This window comes from Enterobacter sp. BNK-14, assembly GCF_047456095.1.
Taxonomy (GTDB): domain Bacteria; phylum Pseudomonadota; class Gammaproteobacteria; order Enterobacterales; family Enterobacteriaceae; genus Enterobacter; species Enterobacter kobei.
Genome location: NZ_CP179897.1, coordinates 624596 through 647753 on the forward strand (window position 1 = coordinate 624596; position 23158 = coordinate 647753).

Annotated in this window: 22 protein-coding genes and 1 pseudogene; 9 read left to right on the forward strand and 14 right to left on the reverse strand. The window is 53.2% G+C overall.

What is annotated here, in order from left to right; translation table 11 throughout:
* Window positions 1-2: 2 nt before the first annotated feature.
* Window positions 3-1937, forward strand: coding sequence for an exoribonuclease II (locus tag ACMGGM_RS02955; RefSeq protein WP_023337374.1), 1935 nt, complete (start codon window positions 3-5; stop codon window positions 1935-1937).
* A gap of 324 nt (window positions 1938-2261) precedes the next feature.
* On the forward strand, window positions 2262-4253 hold the full coding sequence (gene pdeR, locus ACMGGM_RS02960) for a cyclic di-GMP phosphodiesterase (RefSeq protein ID WP_014884078.1): 1992 nt from the start codon (window positions 2262-2264) through the stop codon (window positions 4251-4253).
* Here the strand turns inward: pdeR and ACMGGM_RS02965 are convergent.
* Window positions 4250-5119, reverse strand: a complete 870-nt coding sequence (locus ACMGGM_RS02965) for a crotonase/enoyl-CoA hydratase family protein (RefSeq protein WP_045269663.1) — start codon at window positions 5117-5119, stop codon at window positions 4250-4252. The genes pdeR and ACMGGM_RS02965 overlap by 4 nt on opposite strands.
* Window positions 5120-5312: 193 nt before the next feature.
* Here ACMGGM_RS02965 and ACMGGM_RS02970 point away from each other — a divergent pair, with 193 nt between their 5' ends.
* The 3 genes from ACMGGM_RS02970 to osmB all read left to right on the forward strand — a co-directional run bounded on the left by ACMGGM_RS02970 (window position 5313) and on the right by osmB (window position 6773).
* Window positions 5313-5495: a hypothetical protein gene (locus ACMGGM_RS02970; protein ID WP_014884080.1), complete on the forward strand. Its 183-nt coding sequence runs from the start codon at window positions 5313-5315 to the stop codon at window positions 5493-5495.
* Window positions 5496-5538: 43 nt separating this feature from the next.
* Window positions 5539-6291, forward strand: a complete 753-nt coding sequence (locus ACMGGM_RS02975) for a DNA-binding transcriptional regulator YciT (RefSeq protein ID WP_014884081.1) — start codon at window positions 5539-5541, stop codon at window positions 6289-6291.
* 263 nt (window positions 6292-6554) lie between these two features.
* The gene (gene osmB, locus ACMGGM_RS02980; protein ID WP_008501216.1) at window positions 6555-6773 is read left to right on the forward strand and encodes an osmotically-inducible lipoprotein OsmB; all 219 of its coding nucleotides are present in this window, start codon (window positions 6555-6557) and stop codon (window positions 6771-6773) included.
* Window positions 6774-6877: 104 nt separating this feature from the next.
* Here the strand turns inward: osmB and yciH are convergent, their stop codons facing one another.
* The 5 genes from yciH to pgpB all read right to left on the reverse strand — a co-directional run bounded on the left by yciH (window position 6878) and on the right by pgpB (window position 10527).
* Window positions 6878-7204, reverse strand: a complete 327-nt coding sequence (yciH, locus tag ACMGGM_RS02985) for a stress response translation initiation inhibitor YciH (RefSeq protein WP_014884082.1) — start codon at window positions 7202-7204, stop codon at window positions 6878-6880.
* Entirely contained in the window at window positions 7204-7941 is a 738-nt protein-coding gene (gene pyrF / locus ACMGGM_RS02990; protein ID WP_014884083.1) for an orotidine-5'-phosphate decarboxylase, read from the reverse strand. Before pyrF ends, yciH begins: the two co-directional genes overlap by 1 nt.
* A gap of 185 nt (window positions 7942-8126) precedes the next feature.
* Window positions 8127-9296 carry a lipopolysaccharide assembly protein LapB gene (lapB, locus tag ACMGGM_RS02995; RefSeq protein ID WP_014884084.1) on the reverse strand — a complete coding sequence of 390 codons (1170 nt, stop codon included), beginning with the start codon at window positions 9294-9296 and terminating at the stop codon, window positions 8127-8129.
* 6 nt (window positions 9297-9302) lie between these two features.
* Window positions 9303-9611, reverse strand: coding sequence for a LapA family protein (locus tag ACMGGM_RS03000; RefSeq protein WP_014884085.1), 309 nt, complete (start codon window positions 9609-9611; stop codon window positions 9303-9305).
* Between the two features lie 148 nt (window positions 9612-9759).
* Window positions 9760-10527 carry a phosphatidylglycerophosphatase B gene (pgpB, locus tag ACMGGM_RS03005; RefSeq protein ID WP_063943201.1) on the reverse strand — a complete coding sequence of 256 codons (768 nt, stop codon included), beginning with the start codon at window positions 10525-10527 and terminating at the stop codon, window positions 9760-9762.
* 197 nt (window positions 10528-10724) lie between these two features.
* Between pgpB and ribA the strand changes: the two genes are divergently transcribed.
* Window positions 10725-11315, forward strand: coding sequence for a GTP cyclohydrolase II (gene ribA, locus ACMGGM_RS03010; protein WP_008501210.1), 591 nt, complete (start codon window positions 10725-10727; stop codon window positions 11313-11315).
* A gap of 36 nt (window positions 11316-11351) precedes the next feature.
* On the opposite strand, the gene acnA is transcribed toward ribA, so the two are convergent.
* The 6 genes and pseudogenes from acnA to topA form a co-directional block, all read right to left on the reverse strand.
* Window positions 11352-14027 (reverse strand): aconitate hydratase AcnA, encoded by a 2676-nt coding sequence (gene acnA / locus ACMGGM_RS03015; protein ID WP_023338386.1) that lies wholly within the window; start codon window positions 14025-14027, stop codon window positions 11352-11354.
* Between the two features lie 163 nt (window positions 14028-14190).
* Window positions 14191-14289 carry a small membrane protein YmiC gene (gene ymiC / locus ACMGGM_RS03020; RefSeq protein ID WP_014884088.1) on the reverse strand — a complete coding sequence of 33 codons (99 nt, stop codon included), beginning with the start codon at window positions 14287-14289 and terminating at the stop codon, window positions 14191-14193.
* A 138-nt stretch (window positions 14290-14427) separates the two neighbouring features.
* Window positions 14428-14598 carry a hypothetical protein gene (locus tag ACMGGM_RS03025; RefSeq protein ID WP_032629003.1) on the reverse strand — a complete coding sequence of 57 codons (171 nt, stop codon included), beginning with the start codon at window positions 14596-14598 and terminating at the stop codon, window positions 14428-14430.
* A gap of 2 nt (window positions 14599-14600) precedes the next feature.
* Window positions 14601-14741, reverse strand: coding sequence for a YmiA family putative membrane protein (locus tag ACMGGM_RS03030; protein WP_213391151.1), 141 nt, complete (start codon window positions 14739-14741; stop codon window positions 14601-14603).
* 338 nt (window positions 14742-15079) lie between these two features.
* A pseudogene (gene cysB, locus ACMGGM_RS03035) lies at window positions 15080-16053 on the reverse strand (HTH-type transcriptional regulator CysB).
* Between the two features lie 187 nt (window positions 16054-16240).
* Window positions 16241-18838, reverse strand: coding sequence for a type I DNA topoisomerase (topA, locus tag ACMGGM_RS03040; protein WP_023330550.1), 2598 nt, complete (start codon window positions 18836-18838; stop codon window positions 16241-16243).
* Window positions 18839-19237: 399 nt separating this feature from the next.
* Between topA and ACMGGM_RS03045 the strand changes: the two genes are divergently transcribed.
* Window positions 19238-19489, forward strand: a complete 252-nt coding sequence (locus tag ACMGGM_RS03045) for a YciN family protein (RefSeq protein WP_003856804.1) — start codon at window positions 19238-19240, stop codon at window positions 19487-19489.
* A gap of 34 nt (window positions 19490-19523) precedes the next feature.
* Here ACMGGM_RS03045 and sohB read toward each other — a convergent pair whose 3' ends face one another.
* Window positions 19524-20570, reverse strand: a complete 1047-nt coding sequence (gene sohB / locus ACMGGM_RS03050) for a protease SohB (RefSeq protein ID WP_014884092.1) — start codon at window positions 20568-20570, stop codon at window positions 19524-19526.
* Between the two features lie 251 nt (window positions 20571-20821).
* On the opposite strand from sohB, the gene ACMGGM_RS03055 reads away from it, so the two are divergent.
* Both ACMGGM_RS03055 and cobO read left to right on the forward strand, forming a co-directional pair.
* Complete coding sequence (locus ACMGGM_RS03055; RefSeq protein WP_014884093.1) at window positions 20822-21583, forward strand: YciK family oxidoreductase; 762 nt, start codon at window positions 20822-20824, stop codon at window positions 21581-21583.
* A complete protein-coding gene (gene cobO / locus ACMGGM_RS03060; RefSeq protein WP_023337380.1) occupies window positions 21580-22170 on the forward strand; it encodes a cob(I)yrinic acid a,c-diamide adenosyltransferase in 591 nt (196 codons plus the stop codon). Before ACMGGM_RS03055 ends, cobO begins: the two co-directional genes overlap by 4 nt.
* Before the next feature lie 35 nt (window positions 22171-22205).
* On the opposite strand, the gene rluB is transcribed toward cobO, so the two are convergent.
* The gene (gene rluB / locus ACMGGM_RS03065) at window positions 22206-23084 is read right to left on the reverse strand and encodes a 23S rRNA pseudouridine(2605) synthase RluB (protein WP_014884095.1); all 879 of its coding nucleotides are present in this window, start codon (window positions 23082-23084) and stop codon (window positions 22206-22208) included.
* Window positions 23085-23158 lie beyond the last annotated feature (74 nt).

Genomic DNA, 23158 nt, shown 5'->3' on the forward strand with positions numbered 1-23158 from the left:
TTATGTTTCAGGACAACCCGCTGCTAGCGCAGCTTAAACAGCAACTGCATTCCCAGACGCCGCGTGCAGAAGGGGTCGTGAAAGCCACGGAAAAGGGCTTTGGCTTCCTTGAAGTTGACGCGCAGAAAAGCTACTTCATTCCGCCACCGCAGATGAAGAAAGTGATGCATGGCGATCGCGTCATGGCCGTCATTCATACAGAGAAGGAACGTGAATCCGCTGAGCCGGAAGAACTGATTGAACCGTTCCTGACCCGCTTTGTCGGTAAGGTTCAGCGAAAAGACGATCGTCTTTCTATCGTGCCGGATCATCCCCTGTTGAAAGATGCCATTCCCTGCCGGGCCGCCCGCGGCGTTGAGCATGATTTTAAAGAAGGTGACTGGGCCGTAGCAGAAATGCGCCGTCATCCTCTGAAAGGCGACCGTGGTTTCTATGCAGAACTGACGCAGTTCATTACCTTTGGCGATGACCATTTCGTCCCGTGGTGGGTCACGCTGGCGCGCCATAATCTTGAAAAAGAAGCGCCGAACGGCGTAGCGACTGAAATGCAGGACGAAGGTTTGACGCGCCGCGATCTCACTGCGCTGGAATTTGTCACCATCGACAGCGCCAGCACAGAAGATATGGACGATGCGCTCTACGCTGAAGAGAGCGCCGATGGCAAACTGCATCTGACCGTCGCCATTGCCGATCCTACCGCCTGGATTGCACAAGGCAGTAAACTGGACGAAACGGCCAAAATCCGTGCGTTTACCAACTACCTGCCAGGCTTTAACATCCCGATGCTGCCGCGCGAACTGTCAGACGATCTCTGCTCGCTGCGCCCAAATGAAGTGCGCCCGGCTCTCGCCTGCCGCATGACCATCGCCGCGGATGGGACGATTGAAGACGATATCGAATTCTTTGCCGCCACCATCGAATCCAAAGCCAAGCTGGCCTATGACAATGTCTCTGACTGGCTGGAAAACACCGGCAGCTGGAAACCTGAATCCGATGCCATTGCGGCGCAGATTCGTCTGCTGCACCGTATTTGCCTGAAGCGTGGCGAATGGCGTACAACCCACGCCCTGGTGTTCAAAGATCGTCCGGACTACCGTTTTGTTCTCGGTGAGAAAGGCGAAGTGCTGGATATCGTGGCCGAGCCGCGACGCATTGCTAACCGCATCGTCGAAGAAGCGATGATTTCCGCCAACATTTGCGCCGCACGCGTGCTGCGCGACAAGCTGGGCTTTGGTATTTACAACGTTCACACCGGATTCGATCCGGCCAATACCGAAGCGCTGGCGGCCCTGCTGAAGAATCACGATGTGCATGTTGATCCGGAAGAAGTCCTGACGCTGCCAGGATTCTGCAAGCTTCGCCGCGAGCTGGACGCACAGCCATCCGGTTTCCTTGATAGCCGTATTCGCCGCTTCCAGTCCTTCGCTGAAATCAGCACCGAACCAGGCCCGCACTTCGGCCTCGGTCTGGAAGCTTACGCCACCTGGACATCCCCAATTCGTAAATATGGCGACATGGTTAACCACCGTCTGCTGAAAGCGATTATCAAAGGCGAAACGATTGCACGCCCTCAGGACGACACGACCGTGCAGATGGCAGAGCGTCGCCGTCTGAACCGCATGGCGGAACGTGACGTTGGAGACTGGCTGTACGCGCGTTTCCTGCAGGATAAGGCCGGAACCGACACCCGCTTCGCTGCGGAGATTATTGATATCAGCCGTGGCGGGATGCGTGTCCGTCTGGTGGATAACGGTGCTGTCGCCTTTATCCCTGCCCCATTCCTGCATGCCGTTCGTGACGAACTGGTCTGTAGCCAGGAAAGTGGCACCGTGCAGATTAAAGGTGAAACAGTTTACAAAGTCACTGAGGTGATTGACGTAACTATCGCTGAAGTCCGCATGGAAACCCGCAGTATTATCGCGCGACCAGCTGTCTGATAACCCGCTAAATTGTCGGCCATTTCCGTTCGGAAAGGCCGACAATTTTTCTTTTTAACCCGCACCACAAATTCATCATTTTTTCTGACTATTTTCCGATTCCCCCCGCCCAAAATGGCCATAATTATCTACAGTAAAAGAGTGCCGTCATATTCGGTCACCTGAATAGCTGGATGCTCAGTATTCTTTTTTGGCAGACTCGTTTTATTATAAGAAAGTAGGGAAAAAACAATACGTTCACTTCGGTTTTACCGCTGTTTCACAACGGAAAAGTCGACTGCAAATGAATAATTTGTGCGCTAATGAGTAGCAGCGGGAGAAATCATGATCGACGATCTTGAGCAGAATTTGCTGTTTCGTTACATGGGTACTCACAGTCCGTGGTGGCGATTGTCGGCAGACAGCAACGCTCTGCACCTTGCCGCCAGCGAAAATGCCGATGCGACTCAGGTGGTGACGCTGGACGATGAACAAGCCACGTTGATCCGCCAGTTAACGGTAATTACCTCCAGCATTTCAATGAACCTCTCCCTGTATGGCGAAGAGGTTCCCGTGCATCTTGTCGGCCGCAAAATCACCCGAAACGAGTGGGCCGGCACGGCATCGGCCTGGAACGATACCCCCTCCGTAGCACGCGATCTCGCTCAAGGACTCTCCTTCGCGGAACAGGTGGTTTCGGAAGCGAATTCCGTCATTGTGATTCTCGATCAGCACGGCAATATTCAGCGTTTTAATCGCCTGAGCGAAGAGTATACCGGTCTGAAAGAGCAGGAAGTGATCGGTCAGAACGTGTTCAAATTGTTTATGAGTCGCAGCGAGGCGGCAGCCTCGAAGCGAAATATTACCGGTTTCTTCCGTAACGGCAGCTCCTACGAAGTCGAACGCTGGATCAAGACGCGGAAAGGACAACGCTTGTTTCTGTTCAGAAACAAATTCGTTCACAGCGGCAGCGGTAAAAACGAAATATTTCTTATTTGCTCCGGCACCGACATTACCGAGGAACGTCGGGCGCAGGAGCGCCTGCGCGTGCTGGCCAATACCGATACCATCACCGGTTTACCCAACCGCAATGCCATCCACGAACAGATCTCAGACGCCATCAACCATCGGGGCGAAACGCAGGTTGGCGTGGTGTATCTTGACCTGGATAACTTCAAAAAGGTCAACGATGCCTACGGGCATATGTTTGGCGATCAGCTCTTACAGGCGGTTGCACTCGCCATTCTGAGTTGCCTTGACGAGGGGCAGGTTCTGGCCCGGCTCGGCGGCGATGAGTTTATCGTGATGGCCACGAATACGTCTCAGGGCTCGCTGGAAGCGATGGCGTCGCGCATTCTGACCCGCCTGCGCCAGCCGTTCAGAATCGGGCTGATTGAGATATATACCGGCTGTTCTTTGGGGATCGCCCTCGCGCCGCAGCACGGGAACGATCGGGAAAGTGTGATTCGCAATGCCGATACGGCCATGTACACCGCCAAGGAAAATGGCAGGGGTAAGTTCTGCGTCTTCTCCCCTGAAATGAACCAGCGCGTATTTGAGTATCTTTGGCTGGACACCAATCTGCGTAAAGCGCTGGATAACGATCAGCTTCTGATTCACTACCAGCCTAAAATGACCTGGCGCGGTGAGGTTAGAAGTCTTGAGGCGCTGGTCCGCTGGCAGTCGCCGGAGCGCGGCTTGATCCCACCGCTGGAATTTATCTCTTATGCCGAAGAGTCCGGTTTGATTGTGCCGCTGGGGCGCTGGGTGATGCTCGACGTGGTTCGTCAGGTGGCGAAATGGCGTGACAAGGGGATTAACCTGCGCGTGGCCGTGAACGTCTCTGCACGTCAGCTTGCCGACCAGACGATTTTCAGCGATTTAAAGCAGGCGCTTAAGGATCTGCATTTTGAGTACTGCCCTATCGACGTCGAGTTAACAGAGAGCTGTCTCATCGAAAACGAAGAGCTGGCGCTTTCGGTGATCCAGCAATTCAGCCGACTCGGGGCACAAATACATCTGGATGACTTTGGTACGGGCTACTCTTCCCTTTCCCAGCTGGCGCGTTTTCCTATTGACGCCATTAAACTCGATCAATCTTTTGTCAGAGATATTCATAAGCAGTCCATCTCTCAGTCTCTGGTACGCGCCATTGTCGCAGTGGCACAGGCCCTGAATCTTCAGGTGATCGCCGAGGGTGTGGAGAATGCAAAAGAAGACGCCTTTCTGACTAAGAATGGCGTCAACGAACGGCAGGGTTTCCTTTTTGCTAAGCCGATGCCCGCTGCCGCATTCGAGCGATGGCTAAAACGCTATCAGGCGCGACAACAGCGCTAGCTGGCCTTGCGTAAGCCCGCCGCATGATGGCGGTTTTGCAGCATCACCAGACGCTCCATGTAGGCGATATCTTTTGGCTCAAGGCAGAATGCGGCATCGACCCAGTCTTCGGTAATATCCATCAGCTCACTGCGTGGCAACTGCAGAACGCGCGTACGAGCACGCAGCATGGCTCTTACGCCGTTCAGTTTTGGCCGCAATGTGTCGATGAAGGTCCTGACCGAGACGTAGCTTTGCCCGGTTTCATACAGCACATCCACCAGCCCGTGCTGCTCGTACCATTCTGCCGTGTGGGACTCCCCTTTGTAGATGAGCTCCTCCGCCAGCTTCATGCCTGAACGTCGTGCGACCAGAGAATACCCCCCCATCCCCGGGAACAGATTAAAGGCAATTTCCGGGAAACCTAACCGGGCATCACGCTGAGCCAGGACAAAATGGTGCGCCAGCGCTGCCTCAAATCCGCCGCCTAATGCGCTGCCTTCGACCATTGCCAGCGTGATGGCCCCCGTATCAAACCCTCTTGATGCCGCATGGACGCAATCAACACAGGCGCGGGCATAGGCCCGTAACGCTTCACGCCGCCCGTTCTGAATGCACTCGACGAAGAACTGCAAGTCCCCTCCCACGTTGTACATTTCAGGAACAAGCGAGCCGGTAACCCAAAAATCGACCGCAAAACCCGACTGACGGACCAGCCAGGAAAGGTTCATGATCTCCTCAATTAAGGCATGGTTGAAGCAAGGACGCGGCTGAGCCCGCAGCATCATCCAGACGGTGCGTCGCTCCGCCTCGTAATACCCTGAGAGCTGCGTGAAACGTTCAGTATCGGTAAACAGTGTACAGGTAGGCTGATTGATAACTGTCATAGTCCAATTCCTCATATAAAAAAGCGCCTTGCGCGCAGTTTTAGACTAATCCACCGATTAAGCCTGCTATATGAGGGGGAATAAATTTATCACTTTCATTTATGTAATTTCGTTATCGCATTTTTTCCCTTCTCTTTTGACCCCATTTTCTGCATCATTGAAATTATTCACTTTTCGCTCCCGGGGAGAGATTATGTCTACTATTGATCCACAAGCTGTAGCACAACGTATTGATACCGTGCTGGATATTCTGGTGGCGGGTGATTATCACTCTGCGATCCGTAATCTCGAGATCCTGAAGTCTGAACTTCTTGCTCAGAATGGCGCTGACAACGCCCCCGAAAACAAACAGCCAAAAGCGCCGTGGGAAGTTTAATCCCACCGTTTCCGACCTCGTTTCGCTTTATTAAATGGATGCTATGAATTCCCGACAACAACTCATTTTGCAGATGGTCATCGATCAGGGGCGTGTAAGCGTGGTCGATCTCGCTAAAACCACCGGCGTCTCCGAAGTCACCATTCGTCAGGATCTTAATCTGCTGGAAAAACAGAGTTACCTGCGCCGTGCGCATGGTTATGCCGTGCCGCTGGACAGCGACGACGTTGAGACGCGCATGATGAATAACTACGCGCTTAAACGTGAACTGGCTGAGTTTGCCGCATCACTGGTAAACCCTGGCGAGACGGTCTTTATTGAAAACGGCAGCAGCAACGCCCTTCTGGCACGGACGCTCGCGGAACAAAAAGACGTGACTATCATCACTGTCAGCAGCTATATCGCCCATTTACTCAAAGAGACGCGCTGTGAGGTCATTTTGCTGGGTGGCATTTACCAAAAGAAAAGTGAAAGCATGGTGGGCCCGCTGACCCGGCAATATGTTCAGCAGGTGCATTTCAGTAAGGCCTTTATCGGCATTGACGGCTGGCAGCCGGAAACAGGTTTCACCGGCCGGGATATGATGCGCACTGACGTGGTGAATGCCGTACTGGAAAAAGAGTGTGAAGCCATTGTGCTCACTGACAGTTCCAAATTTGGCGCCGTCCATCCTTACACAATGGGTCCCGTCTCACGCTTCAGTCGCGTCATTACCGACGAACGGTTAAGTGACGAGCATCGTAATAAGCTGGAAGAAGACGGTCTGATTGTCGATATTATTAAAACGTCCGCCTGAGTCCATTTCGCGCCCGTCATTCGGGCGCCTGCATATCCCTTCGTCTGAGACGATTCCTAACCCCCCTTTAAGAGTTTTTACCTGTTTAACCCGCATTAAAGTCGTAAAATTAATGTTAGCGATATAACAGGAAGTGACTATCACTTGCGTGATTACGTAACGCCTGCGCGACCAGCTTTCACGGAAAAAAGAATTAGGTATTCGTTTTGTCTATACTTAACGTGTACCTCTTTCCGTGAATCGATAATTCAGGAGAAAGTATTATGACCTTAACCAGCAAAAAATTAGCCGCCGCTGTTCTGGCAATCACTGTAGCAATGTCCCTGAGCGCATGCTCTAACTGGTCTAAACGTGACCGTAACACCGCCATTGGTGCCGGTGCAGGTGCACTCGGTGGTGCAGTCTTAACAGATGGTAGCACGCTGGGTACATTGGGTGGCGCTGCTGTCGGTGGTATTATCGGTCACCAGGTTGGCAAATAATTATTCTATAAGCCTTCCCGACATCGCGATTTAGCGTCGCATTTCAGGTCTGACTTACGCACGTATATATCACGAGCCACGGCATTTGCCGTGGCTCATTTATTTTAACCGCCTGCCAGTTTGACTTTCATGCCTTTTGCTTCAAGCAGCGATTTAATTAAATCGCGTTTATCACCCTGAATTTCGATAATGCCGTCTTTCACGGCCCCACCGCAGCCACATTTCTTTTTCAACTCAGCCGCCAGTTTTGTTAGTTCAGCATCATCCTGGTCAATTCCTGAGATAAGGCAAACCCCTTTCCCTTTTCGTCCACTGGTTTGACGCTGGATACGCACAATACCGTCGCCCTTCGGACGTTCCACTTTGGTTTTCGGCTCATCTATGCGCCCACTCTCCGTTGAGTAGACCAGACGACTGTTGGAATCGGTCATTACGCCCCCTTTTTCAGTGATGCGTTGATTGCCTTAAGCGTCTCTGCCGGGTTAGCTGACTGCGTTACTGGCCGCCCGATAACCATATAATCCACACCAGCAGCCAGCGCCTGCTCAGGCGTCATAATACGGCGCTGATCGCCTACGTCGCTGCCTGCCGGACGAATACCCGGCGTGACCAGTTTAAAATCTTTGCCCAGTTCTGATTTGAAGCGGACCGCTTCCTGTGCGGAGCAGACGACGCCATCTAAACCGCAGTTCTGCGTCAGACGCGCAAGACGCTCGGCATGTTCGGCAGGTGACAATGTCACGCCAAGATCGCGTAAATCACTTTCGTCCATACTGGTCAATACGGTCACCGCAATCAGCAATGGCGCATCTTTCCCGAACGGCAGGAGGGCTTCACGGGCGGCAGTCATCATTCTCGCCCCGCCCGACGCATGGACGTTGACCATCCATACACCCAGCTCTGCGGCGGCGGCAACGGCGTGCGCCGTGGTATTCGGGATGTCATGGAACTTGAGATCGAGGAAGACATCGAAACCACGCTGCTGCAGATCGCGGACGATTTGCGGTCCAAACAGCGTGAACATCTCTTTACCAACTTTCAGGCGGCAATCGCGAGGATCGATACCGTCGACAAAGGCCAGTGCAGCGTCACGCTTATTGTAATCAAGCGCGACAACAACAGGAGAATCCGTAATAACGCGGGAAGTGGAGGAAGTAACAGACGTCATGACCAGCCCTTTTCGTCTATGGGCGCGCAGCGGCGCGGAACAGATAAACGGCCAGCATTCTACCTGCCGCCGCCGCAAATTGACAGAATCCATTTGCGCCCCTGCCAGGCTGGCACACCGCACGGTGTTAAGGAAGGGGTAAAAACCATCAGTATGTTGTAACTAAAATGGGGTGTTTTAAAAAATTACTGGCCGTCAAGACCACGGATTGGCTTGATGGTGGACCAGGCCCGGCAGGAGGGACAATGCCAGTAAAGCGTATACGCGGTAAAACCACACTTCTGGCAACGGTAGCGCGGTTTACTCCGCACCTGCTCGCCGACCATGTCGCGCAGCACCATCAGGCTCTCTTTGGCTCGCCCTTCTTCTGCGTCGTTCAGGTGGTAATCCATCAGCTTATGGAATACCCGCATCGTCGGATGACGCTGTAGCTGACGGGTAATATACACCTGTGCGGTGTCGGTCCCTTCGTACTGCTCAACCACGTCTGAGAGCATCAGCTCTGCGGTTGCGCCGGTATTCTCTTCCACGCAACGGCGCAGGAATGCTACCCACTCTTCCTGCTTGCCCAGCTGTTGATAGCAGGTTTGCAGCATCTCCAGCGTTTCACTGACCAGCTCTTTGTCCTGGTCAATCACCCGGAGCAGGCTTTCAACGGCTTTGGCGTAATCGCCACTCGCCATAAAAACGCGTCCCATCATGATAGAGATACGCGCGCTATTGCGATCTGCTGCTGCACCTTTCTTCAGCAACGCCATGGCTTTGTCCATGTCGTCGTTGCCCATCTGCTGAAGGGCAAGTTCACAGTAGAAATGGGCTATCTCAACACGCTGCTTATCTTTACCCAGCTTCACCAGCCGCTCGGCAGTATCAATGGCTTTTTGCCATTCGCTGGTGGCCTGATAAATTTGCAGTAATTGCTGCAACGCACCGATACGGAAATCCGTTTCATCAATCAGCTGCGAGAACATATCTTCAGCGCGGTCGTACAGCCCGGCAGCCATGTAATCGCGCCCCAGCTGCTGGACCGCGAGGAGACGTTGATCGTAGGTCAGCGAGGCGCTTTCCATAAGGGTCTGGTGGATACGGATGGCACGGTCAACCTCGCCACGCGAGCGGAACAGGTTACCGAGCGTGAGATGGGCTTCGACGGTCCCCGTATCCTCTTTCAGCATATCGAGGAACAGGTCTACCGCTTTGTCCTGCTGATTACTCAGGAGGAAGTTCACCCCCGCAACGTAGTCGCGAGAGAGACGGTTAGCCTCATCCTGCTTTGTTTGTTGCGCACTTCTGCGGCCCATATACCAGCCATAGGCAGCGGCTACAGGCAAAAGCAGAAACAACAACTCCAGCATCGTCGATTATTCCTTTACGACCGGCACACCAGAGCTTTCCGGAATGTCGGACGCAGGCGCAATGTTATGCTCAAGTCGTTTAATTTTACGTTCAGCGCGTGCAAGAGAAACACGGACTTTCAGCCAGAACAGACCGCAAACCAGCCAGCCAATGGCAAAGCCTGCGGCAAACAAGACCGCAAGCAGACTTGATACGCGATACTCGCCCTGCGCCAGCAGATAGTTAAACGTCACCTGTTGATCGTTTTGTGCACCCAATGTGACTGAAATGACAAAAATCGCCAATACCAGTAAGAAAATGAGTAAATATTTCACATTACTTCCCGTTATGTGGTTCAAGCGAATAAAGTGTGTTCAACTTACCGCAATCAGCCTTATAAACTACCATTTTAGCGACGGGCGCGAAACGGAAAAAGTGACGCACACGTCATGGATTTATGGGCGAAATGCGCAATATCAACCGTCAGGCGTCGCTTTGCTCCCTTTCGGCGATTTCTTCTTTCTCTTCAGGCGGTGGCGTAAGCGGGCCACAGAGTCGTTCTGCAAGCCAGGTTGCCAGCGTCACCAGCAGCCATGAGATCAGCGTAGCGACCACCAGGTCCCGTGGCCAGTGCATCCCCAGCAGCAAGCGGCTGCCCATCACTCCCGTTGCCCAGATCAGTAATATCCCGATGGTAACCGTTCGACGTCGTGGCCAAAGCAGCCCAACAGCCAACAGCGCCCAGCTGGCCGCAAACATCGTGTGGCCGGAAGGAAACGCGAAGCCCGTCTCTTTTTGCCAGTGTTTACGCAAGAACTTCGGAATATCCTGCTGTTCCGTAAGCTGTTCTTTCACCAGCGCACCGCGATCTTTACGCTTTAAATTGTAGAACTCATCTACCGGAATATGGTGTGTTTTTTCCAGCCAGACGACAAACGGTCGTGGCTCCTGAACATGGTCTTTCACCCAGGACTTAACGCCCTGACCAATAACAATCGCACCACCCAGGATAGCAAAGAGCATCAGCGCCGCGCGCAGACGAAAACGCAGGCACCACAGGAACCAGCCACAGAGAATGATATGGGTGATAATTCCCCACGGTTGCGTGACCGTCTCCGTTACCCAGTACAACGTTTTCAGCCACGTGGCATTATGCCCGGGCTGCCACATCCAGCCGGAGACCCATACGGTCAAAGGCATAATCAGTAAAATGGCCGCGCCTGCTGCCGTACGTCTGGCGATTGAAAGCATGTCTTCTCCTTTTACGCTAAGCCTCACAATCATAACTGAAATTCATCCGATGGGTGGAGATGTCGGATCGTGCGTTTAACGTTCATATAGCATGGTGCCCATTAGGCGAACGTGCTGAGCTTGTGGCAAAATGAACAGATACAGAAAGTAAAACAGGCGCAAGACACGAAACGTGTCAGCCTACTCTGGAGAATCACATGCAGCTTAAACGTGTGGCAGAAGCCAAACTGCCAACCCCATGGGGCGATTTCCTGATGGTGGGGTTTGAAGAACTGGCAACCGGACAGGATCATGTTGCGCTGGTCTACGGCGATATTTCAGGGCAGACGCCGGTGCTGTCCCGCGTCCATTCGGAGTGTCTGACCGGCGATGCGTTGTTCAGCCTGCGCTGTGATTGCGGTTTCCAGCTGGAAGCTGCCCTTTCTCATATTGCCGAAGAAGGCCGCGGTGTGTTGCTCTATCACCGTCAGGAAGGTCGTAATATTGGCCTGCTGAATAAAATCCGCGCATACGCGCTGCAGGACCAGGGCTACGATACGGTAGAAGCCAACCATCAGCTCGGTTTTGCCGCCGATGAACGTGACTTCACTCTGTGTGCGGACATGTTCAAGCTGCTGGGCGTCGACGAGGTTCGTCTGCTGACGAACAACCCGAAAAAAGTGGAAATCCTCACCGAAGCGGGAATCAACATTGTCGAACGTGTGCCGCTGATTGTTGGCCGCAACCCGAAAAATGCCCACTATCTTGATACTAAAGCCGCCAAGATGGGCCATCTGCTGAAAGAGTGAAAGTAAAAAGCCCGGCATAAGCGCCGGGCTTTTTTATCAATCGAGCATCTTACGAATCACATAGTGTAAAATGCCGTCGTTCTGGTAGTAGGTCAATTCGGTTGCCGTATCAATACGGCACCGGCAGTCCAGTACCTCCGTCTTCCCGTCAGCTCGCGTCAGCTTCACCGGCACCGTTTTACCCGGCTGCAGGTTTTGCAGACCACTAATATCAATCTGCTCTTCTCCGGTCAGCCCCAGCGTTTTACGGGTTACGCCCTGCGGGAACTCAAGCGGCAGGATCCCCATGCCGATGAGGTTCGAGCGGTGAATACGTTCAAACGATTCGGCGATCACCACACGAACGCCCAGCAGCCGCGGCCCTTTCGCCGCCCAGTCACGGCTGGAACCGGAACCGTACTCTTTCCCGGCAATCACCGCCAGCGGCGTACCTTCCTGTTGATATTTCACGGCTGCATCGTAAATCGACACGACGTCCGTCCCCGGCAGATGGCGCGTCATCCCCCCTTCCACCCCCGGAACCATTTCATTACGAATGCGAATGTTGGCAAACGTGCCCCGCATCATGACTTCATGGTTACCGCGGCGCGAACCGTAGGAGTTAAAATCGCGGCGCTCCACTCCCCGGCTTTGCAAATAACGGCCCGCCGGGCTATCGGCTTTGATACTCCCCGCCGGAGAGATATGGTCAGTGGTGACAGAATCCCCCAGCATGGCCAGGATGCGCGCCCCATGAATATCTTTAAGCGGCGCAGGCTCGGCGAGCATCTCATCAAAGAACGGAGACAGACGAATATAGGTCGAGTCATCCTGCCAGTCATAGGTGTCCGACCCCACGACATTGATGGTTTTCCATTCCGGCGTGCCTTCGAAGACCTCCGCATACTCTTTGCGGAACATTTCTGTAGAGACCTTTTCAACGGCCATCGCAATTTCACGCGAGGACGGCCAGATATCTTTCAGGTAGACGGGATCGTTCTTGCGATCGTGACCAATCGGATCGGTCACCAGGTTAATGTTCATGTTCCCGGCCAGCGCATAGGCCACCACCAGGGGCGGCGAAGCAAGCCAGTTGGTTTTGACCAGTGGATGAATACGCCCTTCAAAGTTACGGTTGCCGGAAAGAACGGCGCCTACCGTCAAATCGCCCTGCTTGATCGCCGTTTCAATGGGCTCAGGCAGCGGACCGGAGTTACCAATGCAGGTCGTACAGCCATACCCCACGAGGTTAAAGCCCAGCTCATCAAGATAAGGCGTCAGCTTAGCCTGCGCCAGGTAATCCGAAACCACTTTGGAGCCCGGCGCCAGCGAGGCTTTGACCCACGGTTGAGGTTTCAGACCCAGTTCAACCGCTTTTTTCGCCAGCAGACCGGCCGCCATTAAAACACTGGGGTTTGAGGTGTTGGTACAGGAGGTGATGGCGGCAATCACAACCGCCCCGTCCGGAAGTTGATATTGATGGCCGTTCAACACATAGTCGATGGGACGATGGTCTTTTTTCGCCACGTTGACTTCCAGCTCATTGCTGGCGGCAAAGGCTTTCGGCACGTCTGTCAACGCGACGCGATCCTGCGGACGTTTTGGCCCGGCTAGGCTTGCCTCAACGCTGCCCATATCAAGCTCAAGCGTACTGGTAAATACCGGTTCATCGCCCGGATTGCGCCACATGCCCTGCGCTTTGGTATAGGCCTCTACCAGCGCCACCTGCTCTTCGCTGCGTCCGCTCAGACGCATGTACTCCAGCGTGACGTCATCAATTGGGAAAAAGCCACAGGTTGCGCCATATTCTGGTGCCATGTTGGCAATGGTCGCCCGGTCAGCCAGGGGCAGCGAATCCAGCCCGTCCCCGTAGAACTCAACAAATTTACCCACCACCCCATGCTTACGCAGCATCTGGGTAACGGTGAGTACCAAATCGGTCGCGGTAATGCCTTCTGAAAGTTTTCCTGTCAGCTTAAAGCCCACGACATCCGGAATCAGCATGGAGACCGGCTGACCGAGCATGGCGGCTTCCGCTTCGATTCCGCCGACACCCCAGCCCAGCACGCCGAGGCCGTTAATCATGGTGGTGTGGGAATCTGTACCCACCAGCGTATCCGGATAAGCCACCCACTCTTTGTCCTGTAATTCGCTCCAGACGGCTTTACCGAGATACTCAAGGTTAACCTGGTGGCAAATACCCGTGCCCGGTGGAACCACGCTAAAGCGGCTGAATGCCTGCTGGCCCCACTTCAGGAAAACATAACGTTCGTGGTTACGCTCCATCTCCAGACGGACGTTCTCGCCAAAGGCATCGTCATCACCGAAATGGTCAACGGTCACGGAGTGGTCAATCACGAGGTCAACGGGGGAAAGCGGGTTCACTTTGGCCGTATCGCCGCCGAGGCGTTTAACCGCCTCGCGCATCGCGGCGAGATCCACCACGGCAGGTACGCCGGTAAAGTCCTGCATCAGGACCCTTGCCGGGCGGTAGGCGATTTCTCTGTCGGCATGGGCATGCTTCAGCCACCCCGCCAGCGCCTGGATATCATCGAGCGTGACGGAATCACCGTCTTGCCAGCGCAAGAGGTTTTCCATCAGAACTTTCAAGGACTTGGGTAAACGCGAAATGTCCCCAAGCGTTCTGGCAGCCAGCGGCAGGCTATAGTAATGCCAGGTTTTATTTTCTGCCTGTAATGTGTCCTTACTGGCTTCGCGTAGGGTTAACGACATAAGCTCCTCCTTAATTACAGAGATGTCCTGACAATCATCAGGGCCGTAATTAAAGATAACACAAAGATGTCGTAACGTTTTGATAACAACCCGAATTGATAAATTTAGGAATGGTCCAGAGGACGTCAAAACAAAAAACCCCGCCGCAGCGAGGTTTTATCATTTAGCGGATGGCCAGCCAGATGAGCTGACTCCAGAACAGGATCGACAGGGTAAACACGCCAATCCATGACCAGTATTTGTGAGACGTCATGTTATTCATCATAGGGACACCAGGCATTATTTATTAAACATTCCGAGGCAGGTCCTCAGTGCGATATTGCTGATGTGTATTTATTAAAGAGTACAAAGGTGCATAGTCGTTATTCAGACCCAATGCATCATTACGCAAAAAACTAGATTATTGTTTTTTGGGTTCGTCTTCCGCGAACACATCAATAAAGGCTTGCTGCTGCGGCGTCAGTTTCCAGGATGCAGGCACAACTGTCGCAGGAGCCTTACGTCCTTTGTGGACAGTGTCATGACGCTGACACATCTGTTTTACCGTTTCTGTACGTACCGTCACTGCCATATTCAACCCCAATATTTCCAGGCCAGGAGAGCAACCATCAGCCAGAACAGGGCGGAGACGAGAAAGACCGCCAGCCAGGCTTTACGCTTGAGCGCAGGATCCCTTTGCGGTTCTTCACTTCCTGAAGGCATTGCTAACCTCATACAATCGATATCGCTTATCATTTAGGACCAAACAATTGGTACAATTAATCATCTGTTGAGATAAATCCTAAAGAAACTTTAGCCGAAAAGCCAGTGAATTTACGCATCCGGAGGTATGAAATATTCATTCTTTTGACCACAAATAAATATTTGAAAAGAAAAATTTGCGTAGCCGTTAATTAGTTTCTATTTTTGTCGCCAATTCACGACATTAAAACCATACAAAATAAAAGGATAATGACAATATATGGCAGGGAGAGCGCAGATGATGATAATTCTAATTTAGCTTTAAGGCGGTATTTCGGTATCTTTCCGTTAGGGAAAGATACCGGGTGTGATTATTTTGCGGGGAGTTTGATGTCTTTAAACATCTCTTCAATATCTTCATTTGAGCGTAATGCAACGGCGGTATCCACCACGTCACGCGTTAAATGCGGGGCAAAGCGCTGAATAAAATCATACATATAGCTACGCAGGAAGGTACTGCGACGGAAGCCAATTTTTGTGGTGCTGTGGCTGAAAATATCGTGTGCATCAAGACGTACCAGATCAGGGTCTGACACCGGGTCGACCGCCATGCTGGCAATAACGCCCACGCCCAGACCAAGCCGTACGTAAGTCTTGATGACATCGGCATCGGTAGCGGTAAAGACAATGCGTGGGGTTAACCCGGCACGGTTAAAGGCGGTATCAAGCTGGAACGTCCGGTAAAGCCAAACGTATAAGTGACTAACGGATATTGCGCCAGCTCTTCAATCGTCACCGACCCTTTCCCCGCCAGCGGGTGATCGGGAGTCACTACGATCGATCGGTTCCAGTGATAGCACGGAAGCATTACCAGATCGTCATACAGGTGGAGCGCTTCCGTCGCGATGGCAAAATCGGCATTCCCCTTCGACACCGCTTCAGCGATTTGCGTCGGTGACCCCTGATGCATATGCAAAGAGACGCGCGGATAACGCTCGATAAAGCCCTTAATGACGCCAGGTAATGCATAGCGCGCCTGGGTGTGCGTGGTGGCAATATACAGCGAGCCTTTATCTGGCCAGGTATGTTCTCCTGCAACAGATTTAATCGCATCGACTTTGGAGAGGACTTCACGCGCAATGCGAATAATTTCCTGCCCCGCTGGCGTCACCTGCGTAAGGTGCTTACCGCTACGGGCGAAAATCTGAATACCTAATTCATCCTCCAGCATGCGAACCTGCTTGCTGATGCCCGGTTGCGAGGTATATAGCCCCTCGGCAGTAGAAGAGACATTAAGGTTGTGATTCACCACCTCAACGATATAACGAAGCTGCTGTAATTTCATGCCAGACCATCCGATTTAGCGCACGCGGTCAATCGCTTAAGACGATTTGATAATAAGAAATGGGTTAACTATAACCACTATATCATTTATAGCCTGACTGTATAGTACGGAACAAAAAATAATAATAAGGTAATAAAAAAGGGCCGGAAGTCCGGCCCTTTCACAGGTAAGTGACGGTCAGGCAAGCTTATTTCTTGCCTTCAACCCATTTGCCATCGACAAAGAAGGCGGACCAGCCGGTCGCTTTGCCCTCTTTCTCTGCCGCCACGTACTGCTGCTTCGTTTTACGGCTAAAGCGAACCACCGTCTTATTGCCTTCAGGATCCTGCTGTGGCGCATCGGCCAGGTAACGCAGTTTTTCTGGCAGACGGTCACGGAAGCGGTGCAGTTCTTCTACCAGCGGCGCACGTGTTTCACGCGATTTCGGGAAGGTATTGGCCGCCAGGAAGACACCCGCAGCACCATCACGCAGCACGAAGTACGCGTCGGATTTTTCACACGGCAGCTCTGGCAACGGAACCGGATCTTCCTTCGGCGGAGCCACTTCACCGTTACGCAGAATTTTGCGCGTGTTTTTACACTCGTCGTTGGTGCACGCCATGTACTTCCCGAAACGCCCCATTTTCAGGTGCATTTCAGAGCCACACTTCTCGCACTCCACAATCGGGCCGTCATAGCCTTTAATGCGGAATTCACCTTCCTCAATCTCATACCCGTCACACGTTGGGTTATTACCGCAGACGTGCAGCTTACGTTTAGGATCGATCAGGTAGCTGTCCATCGCCGTGCCGCATTTTTTGCAGCGGCGTTTAGCACGCAGAGCGTTGGTTTCCGCATCCTCACCTTCCAGCACGTTGAGAACTTCGTTCTCCGGCACCAGGTTGATGGTGGTTTTGCAGCGCTCTTTTGGCGACAGCGCATAGCCGGAACAGCCAAGGAAGACGCCCGTGGTTGCCGTACGAATACCCATCTTGCGGCCGCAGGTTGGGCAGTCGATGCTGGTCAGAACCATCTGGTTAGGCAGCATGCCGCCCTCTTCAGGATCTTTCTCCGCTTTTTCAAGCTGGTTGGTAAAATCGCTGAAGAAGCTGTCGAGAACCTTCTTCCACTCCGCCTTATGGCTGGCAACCTCGTCGAGGCTGTCTTCCATTTGCGCGGTGAAATCGTAGTTCATCAACTCGCGGAAATTAGCTTCCAGACGGTCGGTGACGATCTCACCCATTTTTTCCGCATAGAAACGACGGTTTTCAACTCGAACGTAGCCGCGATCCTGGATCGTCGAGATGATTGACGCGTAGGTCGATGGACGACCAATACCGCGTTTTTCCAGCTCTTTCACCAGCGACGCTTCACTAAAGCGCGCAGGCGGCTTGGTGAAGTGCTGAGCAGGAACGAGATCAACCAGAGAGAGCTCATCTCCCTTGTTCACCGCTGGCAGCGTACGGTCTTCATCACCTTTACGCAGCGCAGGCATGACTTTTGTCCAGCCGTCGAAACGCAGGATACGACCGCGCGCTTTGAGACGGAAGTCGCCCGCACCGACGGTCAGCGTCGTGGAGTCATACTTCGCAGGCGTCATCTGACAGGCGACAAACTGACGCCAGATCAGCTGATACAGCTTCTGGGCGTCGGCTTCCATATCTTTCAGCGACTCGGCTAACACAGAGACATCAGAAGGACGAATCGCTTCGTGCGCTTCCTGAGAGTTCTCTTTGCTGGCGAATTGATTGGCGCTTTCCGGCAGGTATTTTTTACCGAAGTTATCACTGATATAACCGCGTACCATGTTTACCGCATCCTGGCTCAGATTCGTTGAGTCAGTACGCATGTAGGTGATGTAACCCGCTTCATACAAGCGCTGGGCCATCATCATGGTTTTCTTCACGCCATAGCCAAGGCGCGTACTCGCCGCCTGTTGCAGGGTAGACGTGATAAACGGCGCGCCAGGTTTACTGCTGGTCGGTTTATCTTCACGTTCCAGCACCTGATAGCGTGCTTTTTCCAGCAACGCGACGGCAGCCATGGTCTGGTCACGGTTTTCAGGACGGAAAGGCTTATCGTTCTGATGGCTCACCTGCAGTGGCAGAGCGTCACCGCCCGGCGTGGTCACATTGGCGTCAATTTCCCAGAATTCTTCCGGCACGAAGGCTTTAATTTCGCGTTCACGCTCAACGACAAGACGCACGGCGACGGATTGCACACGTCCTGCGGACAGGCCACGGGCAATCTTTTTCCACAGCAGTGGAGAGACCATATAGCCTACAACGCGGTCCATAAAGCGACGCGCCTGCTGGGCGTTGACACGGTCGATGTTCAGCTCGCCAGGCTTCTCAAACGCCTGACGAATCGCATTTTTTGTAATTTCGTTAAACACTACGCGACTGTAGCGTTTGTCATCGCCCCCGATCACTTCCCGCAGGTGCCATGCAATGGCTTCCCCTTCGCGGTCAAGGTCGGTTGCGAGATAAATGTGGTCTGCTTTTTCAGCCAGCTGCTTCAGCTCGTTAACGACTTTCTCTTTTCCGGGCAGCACTTCGTATTGTGCATCCCAGTTGTGCCATGGGTTAACACCCATGCGGTTGACAAGCGCGCTACGTTCATCCTTTTTAGGCTTTTTAGCCCCTTTGGTGGAGGTAGAGTCTGCGCTCTTTTTGCTGGCTGAGCCACTGGTCGGCAAATCGCGGATATGACCCACGCTGGACTTAACCACGTAGTCATTACCCAGATACTTATTGATCGTTTTGGCTTTTGCCGGGGACTCAACGATGACGAGAGCTTTACCCATATTCACCTTTACCTAATTTAATTCTTCCAGGAATACGCCGCACGTTGATTTCCCTTCCGCTGACGACGAGCCAATGATATTGCGGCTGCGTCAGGAGATATCAACCCCTTTGTCCTACCGGGTGTCTGAGGAAAGACGCCCAGGTGATTGAGTTATCGGGTATTTTTCTCACACCTCGTATAATTCGTGACGAGTTCCCGGTCGAATGTCAAGCAATTCTGTTGCCAGAATGACGAAAGCGCACACTCTACCTGATAAAATTCGTTACGCAACTTTATTAGCATGCAAAAGCAAATCCCGCCAACCTGCCCCCTGTATCTTATCCCCTCACAATACAGGGAAAATTTGCCCCCAAAGCGGCCCCGGCGTAGACTATTGTCACTGTTTAAGGAGTGGATTATGCAGAATACGACCCAACCTATTGACCGAGCCTCTCTGCTTATCGAAGCAAATAAGCTTATCCGTGACCATGAAGATACCCTGGCGGGCATTGAAGCCACCGGTGTAGAGCAGCGTAATGGCGTGCTGGTTTTCAGCGGCGAATACTTCCTTGACGAACAGGGATTACCCACCCCAAAAAGCACCGCTGTGTTTAATATGTTTAAATACCTGGCGCATACGCTTTCTGAAAAATATCACCTGGTCGATTAATGCAAAACGCGAGGCATATGCCTCGCGTTTTTGCTTACAGCAGCGGTTTTTGTCCGCGCTGTAGCCAGCGAAGCAGCAGGCGATCTGCGCTTTCCGCTGCACTGTTGGTAAAGCGGTCCATCAGGCGCTTACGCTGGGTGAACCGCACGCCTATCAGCTCCCTTCCGTCCATCAGGTTGAGCAGCAGATCGTCGCTGGTTCCCACTTCATCAACCAGCCCTTTTTCCTGCGCCTGAATACCGTACCAGTGTTCGCCTGTCGCGACCTGCTCAATATCCAGCGTTGGGCGCATACGGTGTACGAAATCTTTAAACAGGTGGTGCGTTTCGTTGAGATCCTCACGGAATTTTTGGCGCCCTTCTTCCGTATTTTCCCCCAGCAGCGTCAGGGTACGTTTGTACTGACCCGCCGTGTGCAGTTCGATATCAATCTCTTTATTCTTCAGAAAACGGTTAAAGTTTGGGATCTGTGCGACCACGCCGATAGAGCCAATGATGGAGAACGGTGCCGCAACAATTTTGTCCGCCACGCAGGCCATCATATAGCCACCACTTGCCGCGACTTTATCTACCGCCACGGTAAGCGGGATCTGCTTTTCTCGCAGACGCTGTAGCTGAGAAGCGGCCAGTCCGTAGCCGTGCACAACGCCGCCTGGGCTTTCAAGACGCACCACCACTTGATCCTGCGGAGTGGCCACGGCCAGAACGGCAGTCACCTCTTCCCGTAGCGAAGCGACTTCATGCGCATCCATACTGCCTTTAAAATCGAGTACATAGACGCGAGGCTTCGCGTCAGACTGTGGCGTTGCAAGCTTAGCTTTCGCCTTTGCGGCTTTGGCTTCCTGCTTGTGCTTTTTCTTCTGGGCCTTCAGCCATGCCTTCTGTTGATGGCTATCAAGCAGTGAGAGGGACATGTCTTCCTGCATCTCTTTGTACTGCTCGCTCAGACGGGTAATGCGTAACTCCCCACGCTGACGTTTGCGCTGCGTGAGATTGACAATCAGAACGGCAACGACCGCAATGGCAATCACCACCGTCGCGATTTTAGCCAAAAACAACCCATATTGAGAAAGTAATTCCACGCGTTCCACCTTGATTTAACCACGAATCTTTCACGGCAGTGTACAACAGCCCTGCCTTTGCGTCTCGCCCGTGACATTACCTGTGCGAGCCATCTTCAGGAATCCCCGCCCGGCGGTTTAAATATTTGCAAATTGTTAATTTTACAGTAATACGTCCTGTAGACTGATTGAATTCTCACGCTAATTCGGGCATAAAGCCGAAAAGTCATTATGAAGGCGCCATTGAGTCACCGTGCGCCTGAGGAGTCACCGTGCACTATCAACCGCAAAAAAACCTGCTGCAGAACCGGATCATTCTTGTCACCGGTGCCAGCGCGGGTATTGGTCGCGAAGCGGCCCTGACGTATGCTGAATATGGCGCGAGCGTTATTCTGATCGGTCGCAACGAAGAAAAACTCAAAGGTGTCGCTCAGGAAATTGAAGCGGCAGGTGGCATACCGGCCCCCTGGTATACTCTTGATTTACTGACCTGTACGCCAGCGGTATGTCAGGAATTAGCCCAACGTATCAGCACCCATTATCCACGTCTGGACGGTGTGCTGCATAACGCCGGGTTGTTAGGCGAAGTTCGTCCAATGGATGAGCAGGATCCTGATATCTGGCAGCAGGTCATGCAGGTTAACGTCAATGGCACCTTTTTCCTCACCCAGGCCTTACTTCCTTTATTACTCAAATCCGAGTCAGGCTCTCTGGTCTTTACCTCTTCCAGCGTAGGCCGTGAGGGGCGCGCAAACTGGGGGGCATATGCTGTCTCTAAATTTGCGACCGAAGGTATGATGCAGGTGCTGGCGGAGGAATATCAGAGCCGCCATCTGCGCGTAAACTGCATTAATCCGGGCGGAACACGCACCAAAATGCGCGCCAGCGCGTTCCCGACAGAAGATCCGCAGAAGCTGAAAACCCCGGCCGATATTATGCCACTCTATCTCTGGCTAATGGGCGACGACAGCCGTCGCAAAACCGGAATGACTTTTGATGCCCAACCGGGCCGTAAACCGGGGATTTCGCAATGAGTGAAGAACGTCACCAGCAGCGCCAGCAGCGTCTGAAAGAACAGGTTGATGCGCGCATTGCGTCAGCCCAGGACGAGCGAGGGATCGTCATCGTATTTACCGGCAACGGCAAAGGCAAAACCACCGCCGCGTTCGGCACCGCCACCCGCGCCGTCGGACACGGGCAAAAAGTGGGCGTAATCCAGTTTATCAAAGGCGAATGGCCCAATGGGGAGCGCAATTTGCTGGAACCTCACGGCGTTGAGTTTCAGGTGATGGCAACCGGTTTTACGTGGGACACGCAGAACCGGGAAACCGACACCGCAGCCTGCCTTGCTGTCTGGGAGCACGCCAAAAGAATGCTGGCCGATCCGACGCTCAATATGGTGCTACTGGACGAGATCACCTATATGGTCGCCTACGACTACCTGCCGCTGAATGCCGTGCTGGATGCACTGAAAAACCGCCCTGCACATCAGACGGTAATCGTCACGGGTCGTGGGTGTCATCGGGATATTCTGGAACTGGCAGATACCGTCAGCGAGCTGCGTCCGGTCAAGCATGCATTTGATGCAGGTATCAAAGCGCAGCCTGGGATTGATTACTAAAGAAAAAAGCCCGGTGCGTTCACCGGGCTTTTAGATTAACCGTTGTTATTGCGGCTGCCAGAGCGACGGTTGCTGCTGTTCACCTGGCTATGGCGTTTCACCGCACGACGGATCTGGTTCGCCTTCATACGACGACGATCTTTCTCCACCGCCACTTTTGAGGTGGTTTCCGGCGTGAGCCCCACCAGCTCGCGCAGGTAGTTGGTCTGGGTCAGATCCAGTTCGGTATAGCCGCCACGCGGCAGACCTTTTGGCAGCAGAATGTCGCCGTAACGAACGCGAATCAGGCGGCTGACCTGAACCCCTACCGCTTCCCACAGACGACGCACCTCGCGGTTACGCCCCTCTGTCAGGGTGACGTTGTACCACTGGTTAATCCCTTCACCACCGGTAAATTTGATGGTTTTGAATGCTGCAGGACCGTCTTCCAGCTGAACACCACGCGACAGGTCGCGCAGTTTATTTTCATCAACCTGGCCGAAGACACGCACGGCATATTCACGTTCCACTTCACGGCTTGGGTGCATCAGACGGTTTGCCAGCTCACCGTCGGTGGTAAACAGCAGCAGGCCGCAGGTGTTAACGTCCAGACGACCCACGGCAATCCAGCGCGCACCTCGCAGTTTAGGCAGACGGTCAAACACCGTCGGGCGACCTTCCGGGTCGTTGCGGGTACACAGCTCGCCTTCCGGCTTATAGTAAGCCAGCACGCGGCAAATCTGTTCAGCAGACTCTTTCACGGAGATAAGATGACCGTCGATGCGGATCTTAAGCCCCGGTACGATTTCTACGCGGTCACCCAGCGTGGCGATTTTACCGTCCACACTCACGCGGCCCGCTTCAATAATGGCTTCGATTTCACGGCGCGAACCGTGGCCGGCGCGCGCCAGCACTTTCTGTAACTTCTCGCTCATTGAGCTTCCTCAGGTGTCGCCTTCACAGGCGTCGAATCAGGTCAAAAGAGGGCCTGGCCCTGCTTTGATGGCCG

Bases quoted from the DNA above. Each gene is read 5' to 3' on its own strand.
- ACMGGM_RS02955 (WP_023337374.1), top strand. From the start codon at position 3: ATGTTTCAGGACAACCCGCTGCTAGCGCAGCTTAAACAGCAACTGCAT.
- pdeR (WP_014884078.1), top strand. From the start codon at position 2,262: ATGATCGACGATCTTGAGCAGAATTTGCTGTTTCGTTACATGGGTACT.
- ACMGGM_RS02965 (WP_045269663.1), bottom strand. From the start codon at position 5,119: ATGACAGTTATCAATCAGCCTACCTGTACACTGTTTACCGATACTGAA.
- ACMGGM_RS02970 (WP_014884080.1), top strand. From the start codon at position 5,313: ATGTCTACTATTGATCCACAAGCTGTAGCACAACGTATTGATACCGTG.
- ACMGGM_RS02975 (WP_014884081.1), top strand. From the start codon at position 5,539: ATGAATTCCCGACAACAACTCATTTTGCAGATGGTCATCGATCAGGGG.
- osmB (WP_008501216.1), top strand. From the start codon at position 6,555: ATGACCTTAACCAGCAAAAAATTAGCCGCCGCTGTTCTGGCAATCACT.
- yciH (WP_014884082.1), bottom strand. From the start codon at position 7,204: ATGACCGATTCCAACAGTCGTCTGGTCTACTCAACGGAGAGTGGGCGC.
- pyrF (WP_014884083.1), bottom strand. From the start codon at position 7,941: ATGACGTCTGTTACTTCCTCCACTTCCCGCGTTATTACGGATTCTCCT.
- lapB (WP_014884084.1), bottom strand. From the start codon at position 9,296: ATGCTGGAGTTGTTGTTTCTGCTTTTGCCTGTAGCCGCTGCCTATGGC.
- pgpB (WP_063943201.1), bottom strand. From the start codon at position 10,527: ATGCTTTCAATCGCCAGACGTACGGCAGCAGGCGCGGCCATTTTACTG.
- ribA (WP_008501210.1), top strand. From the start codon at position 10,725: ATGCAGCTTAAACGTGTGGCAGAAGCCAAACTGCCAACCCCATGGGGC.
- acnA (WP_023338386.1), bottom strand. From the start codon at position 14,027: ATGTCGTTAACCCTACGCGAAGCCAGTAAGGACACATTACAGGCAGAA.
- ymiC (WP_014884088.1), bottom strand. From the start codon at position 14,289: ATGAATAACATGACGTCTCACAAATACTGGTCATGGATTGGCGTGTTT.
- ACMGGM_RS03025 (WP_032629003.1), bottom strand. From the start codon at position 14,598: ATGGCAGTGACGGTACGTACAGAAACGGTAAAACAGATGTGTCAGCGT.
- ACMGGM_RS03030 (WP_213391151.1), bottom strand. From the start codon at position 14,741: ATGAGGTTAGCAATGCCTTCAGGAAGTGAAGAACCGCAAAGGGATCCT.
- topA (WP_023330550.1), bottom strand. From the start codon at position 18,838: ATGGGTAAAGCTCTCGTCATCGTTGAGTCCCCGGCAAAAGCCAAAACG.
- ACMGGM_RS03045 (WP_003856804.1), top strand. From the start codon at position 19,238: ATGCAGAATACGACCCAACCTATTGACCGAGCCTCTCTGCTTATCGAA.
- cobO (WP_023337380.1), top strand. From the start codon at position 21,580: ATGAGTGAAGAACGTCACCAGCAGCGCCAGCAGCGTCTGAAAGAACAG.
- rluB (WP_014884095.1), bottom strand. From the start codon at position 23,084: ATGAGCGAGAAGTTACAGAAAGTGCTGGCGCGCGCCGGCCACGGTTCG.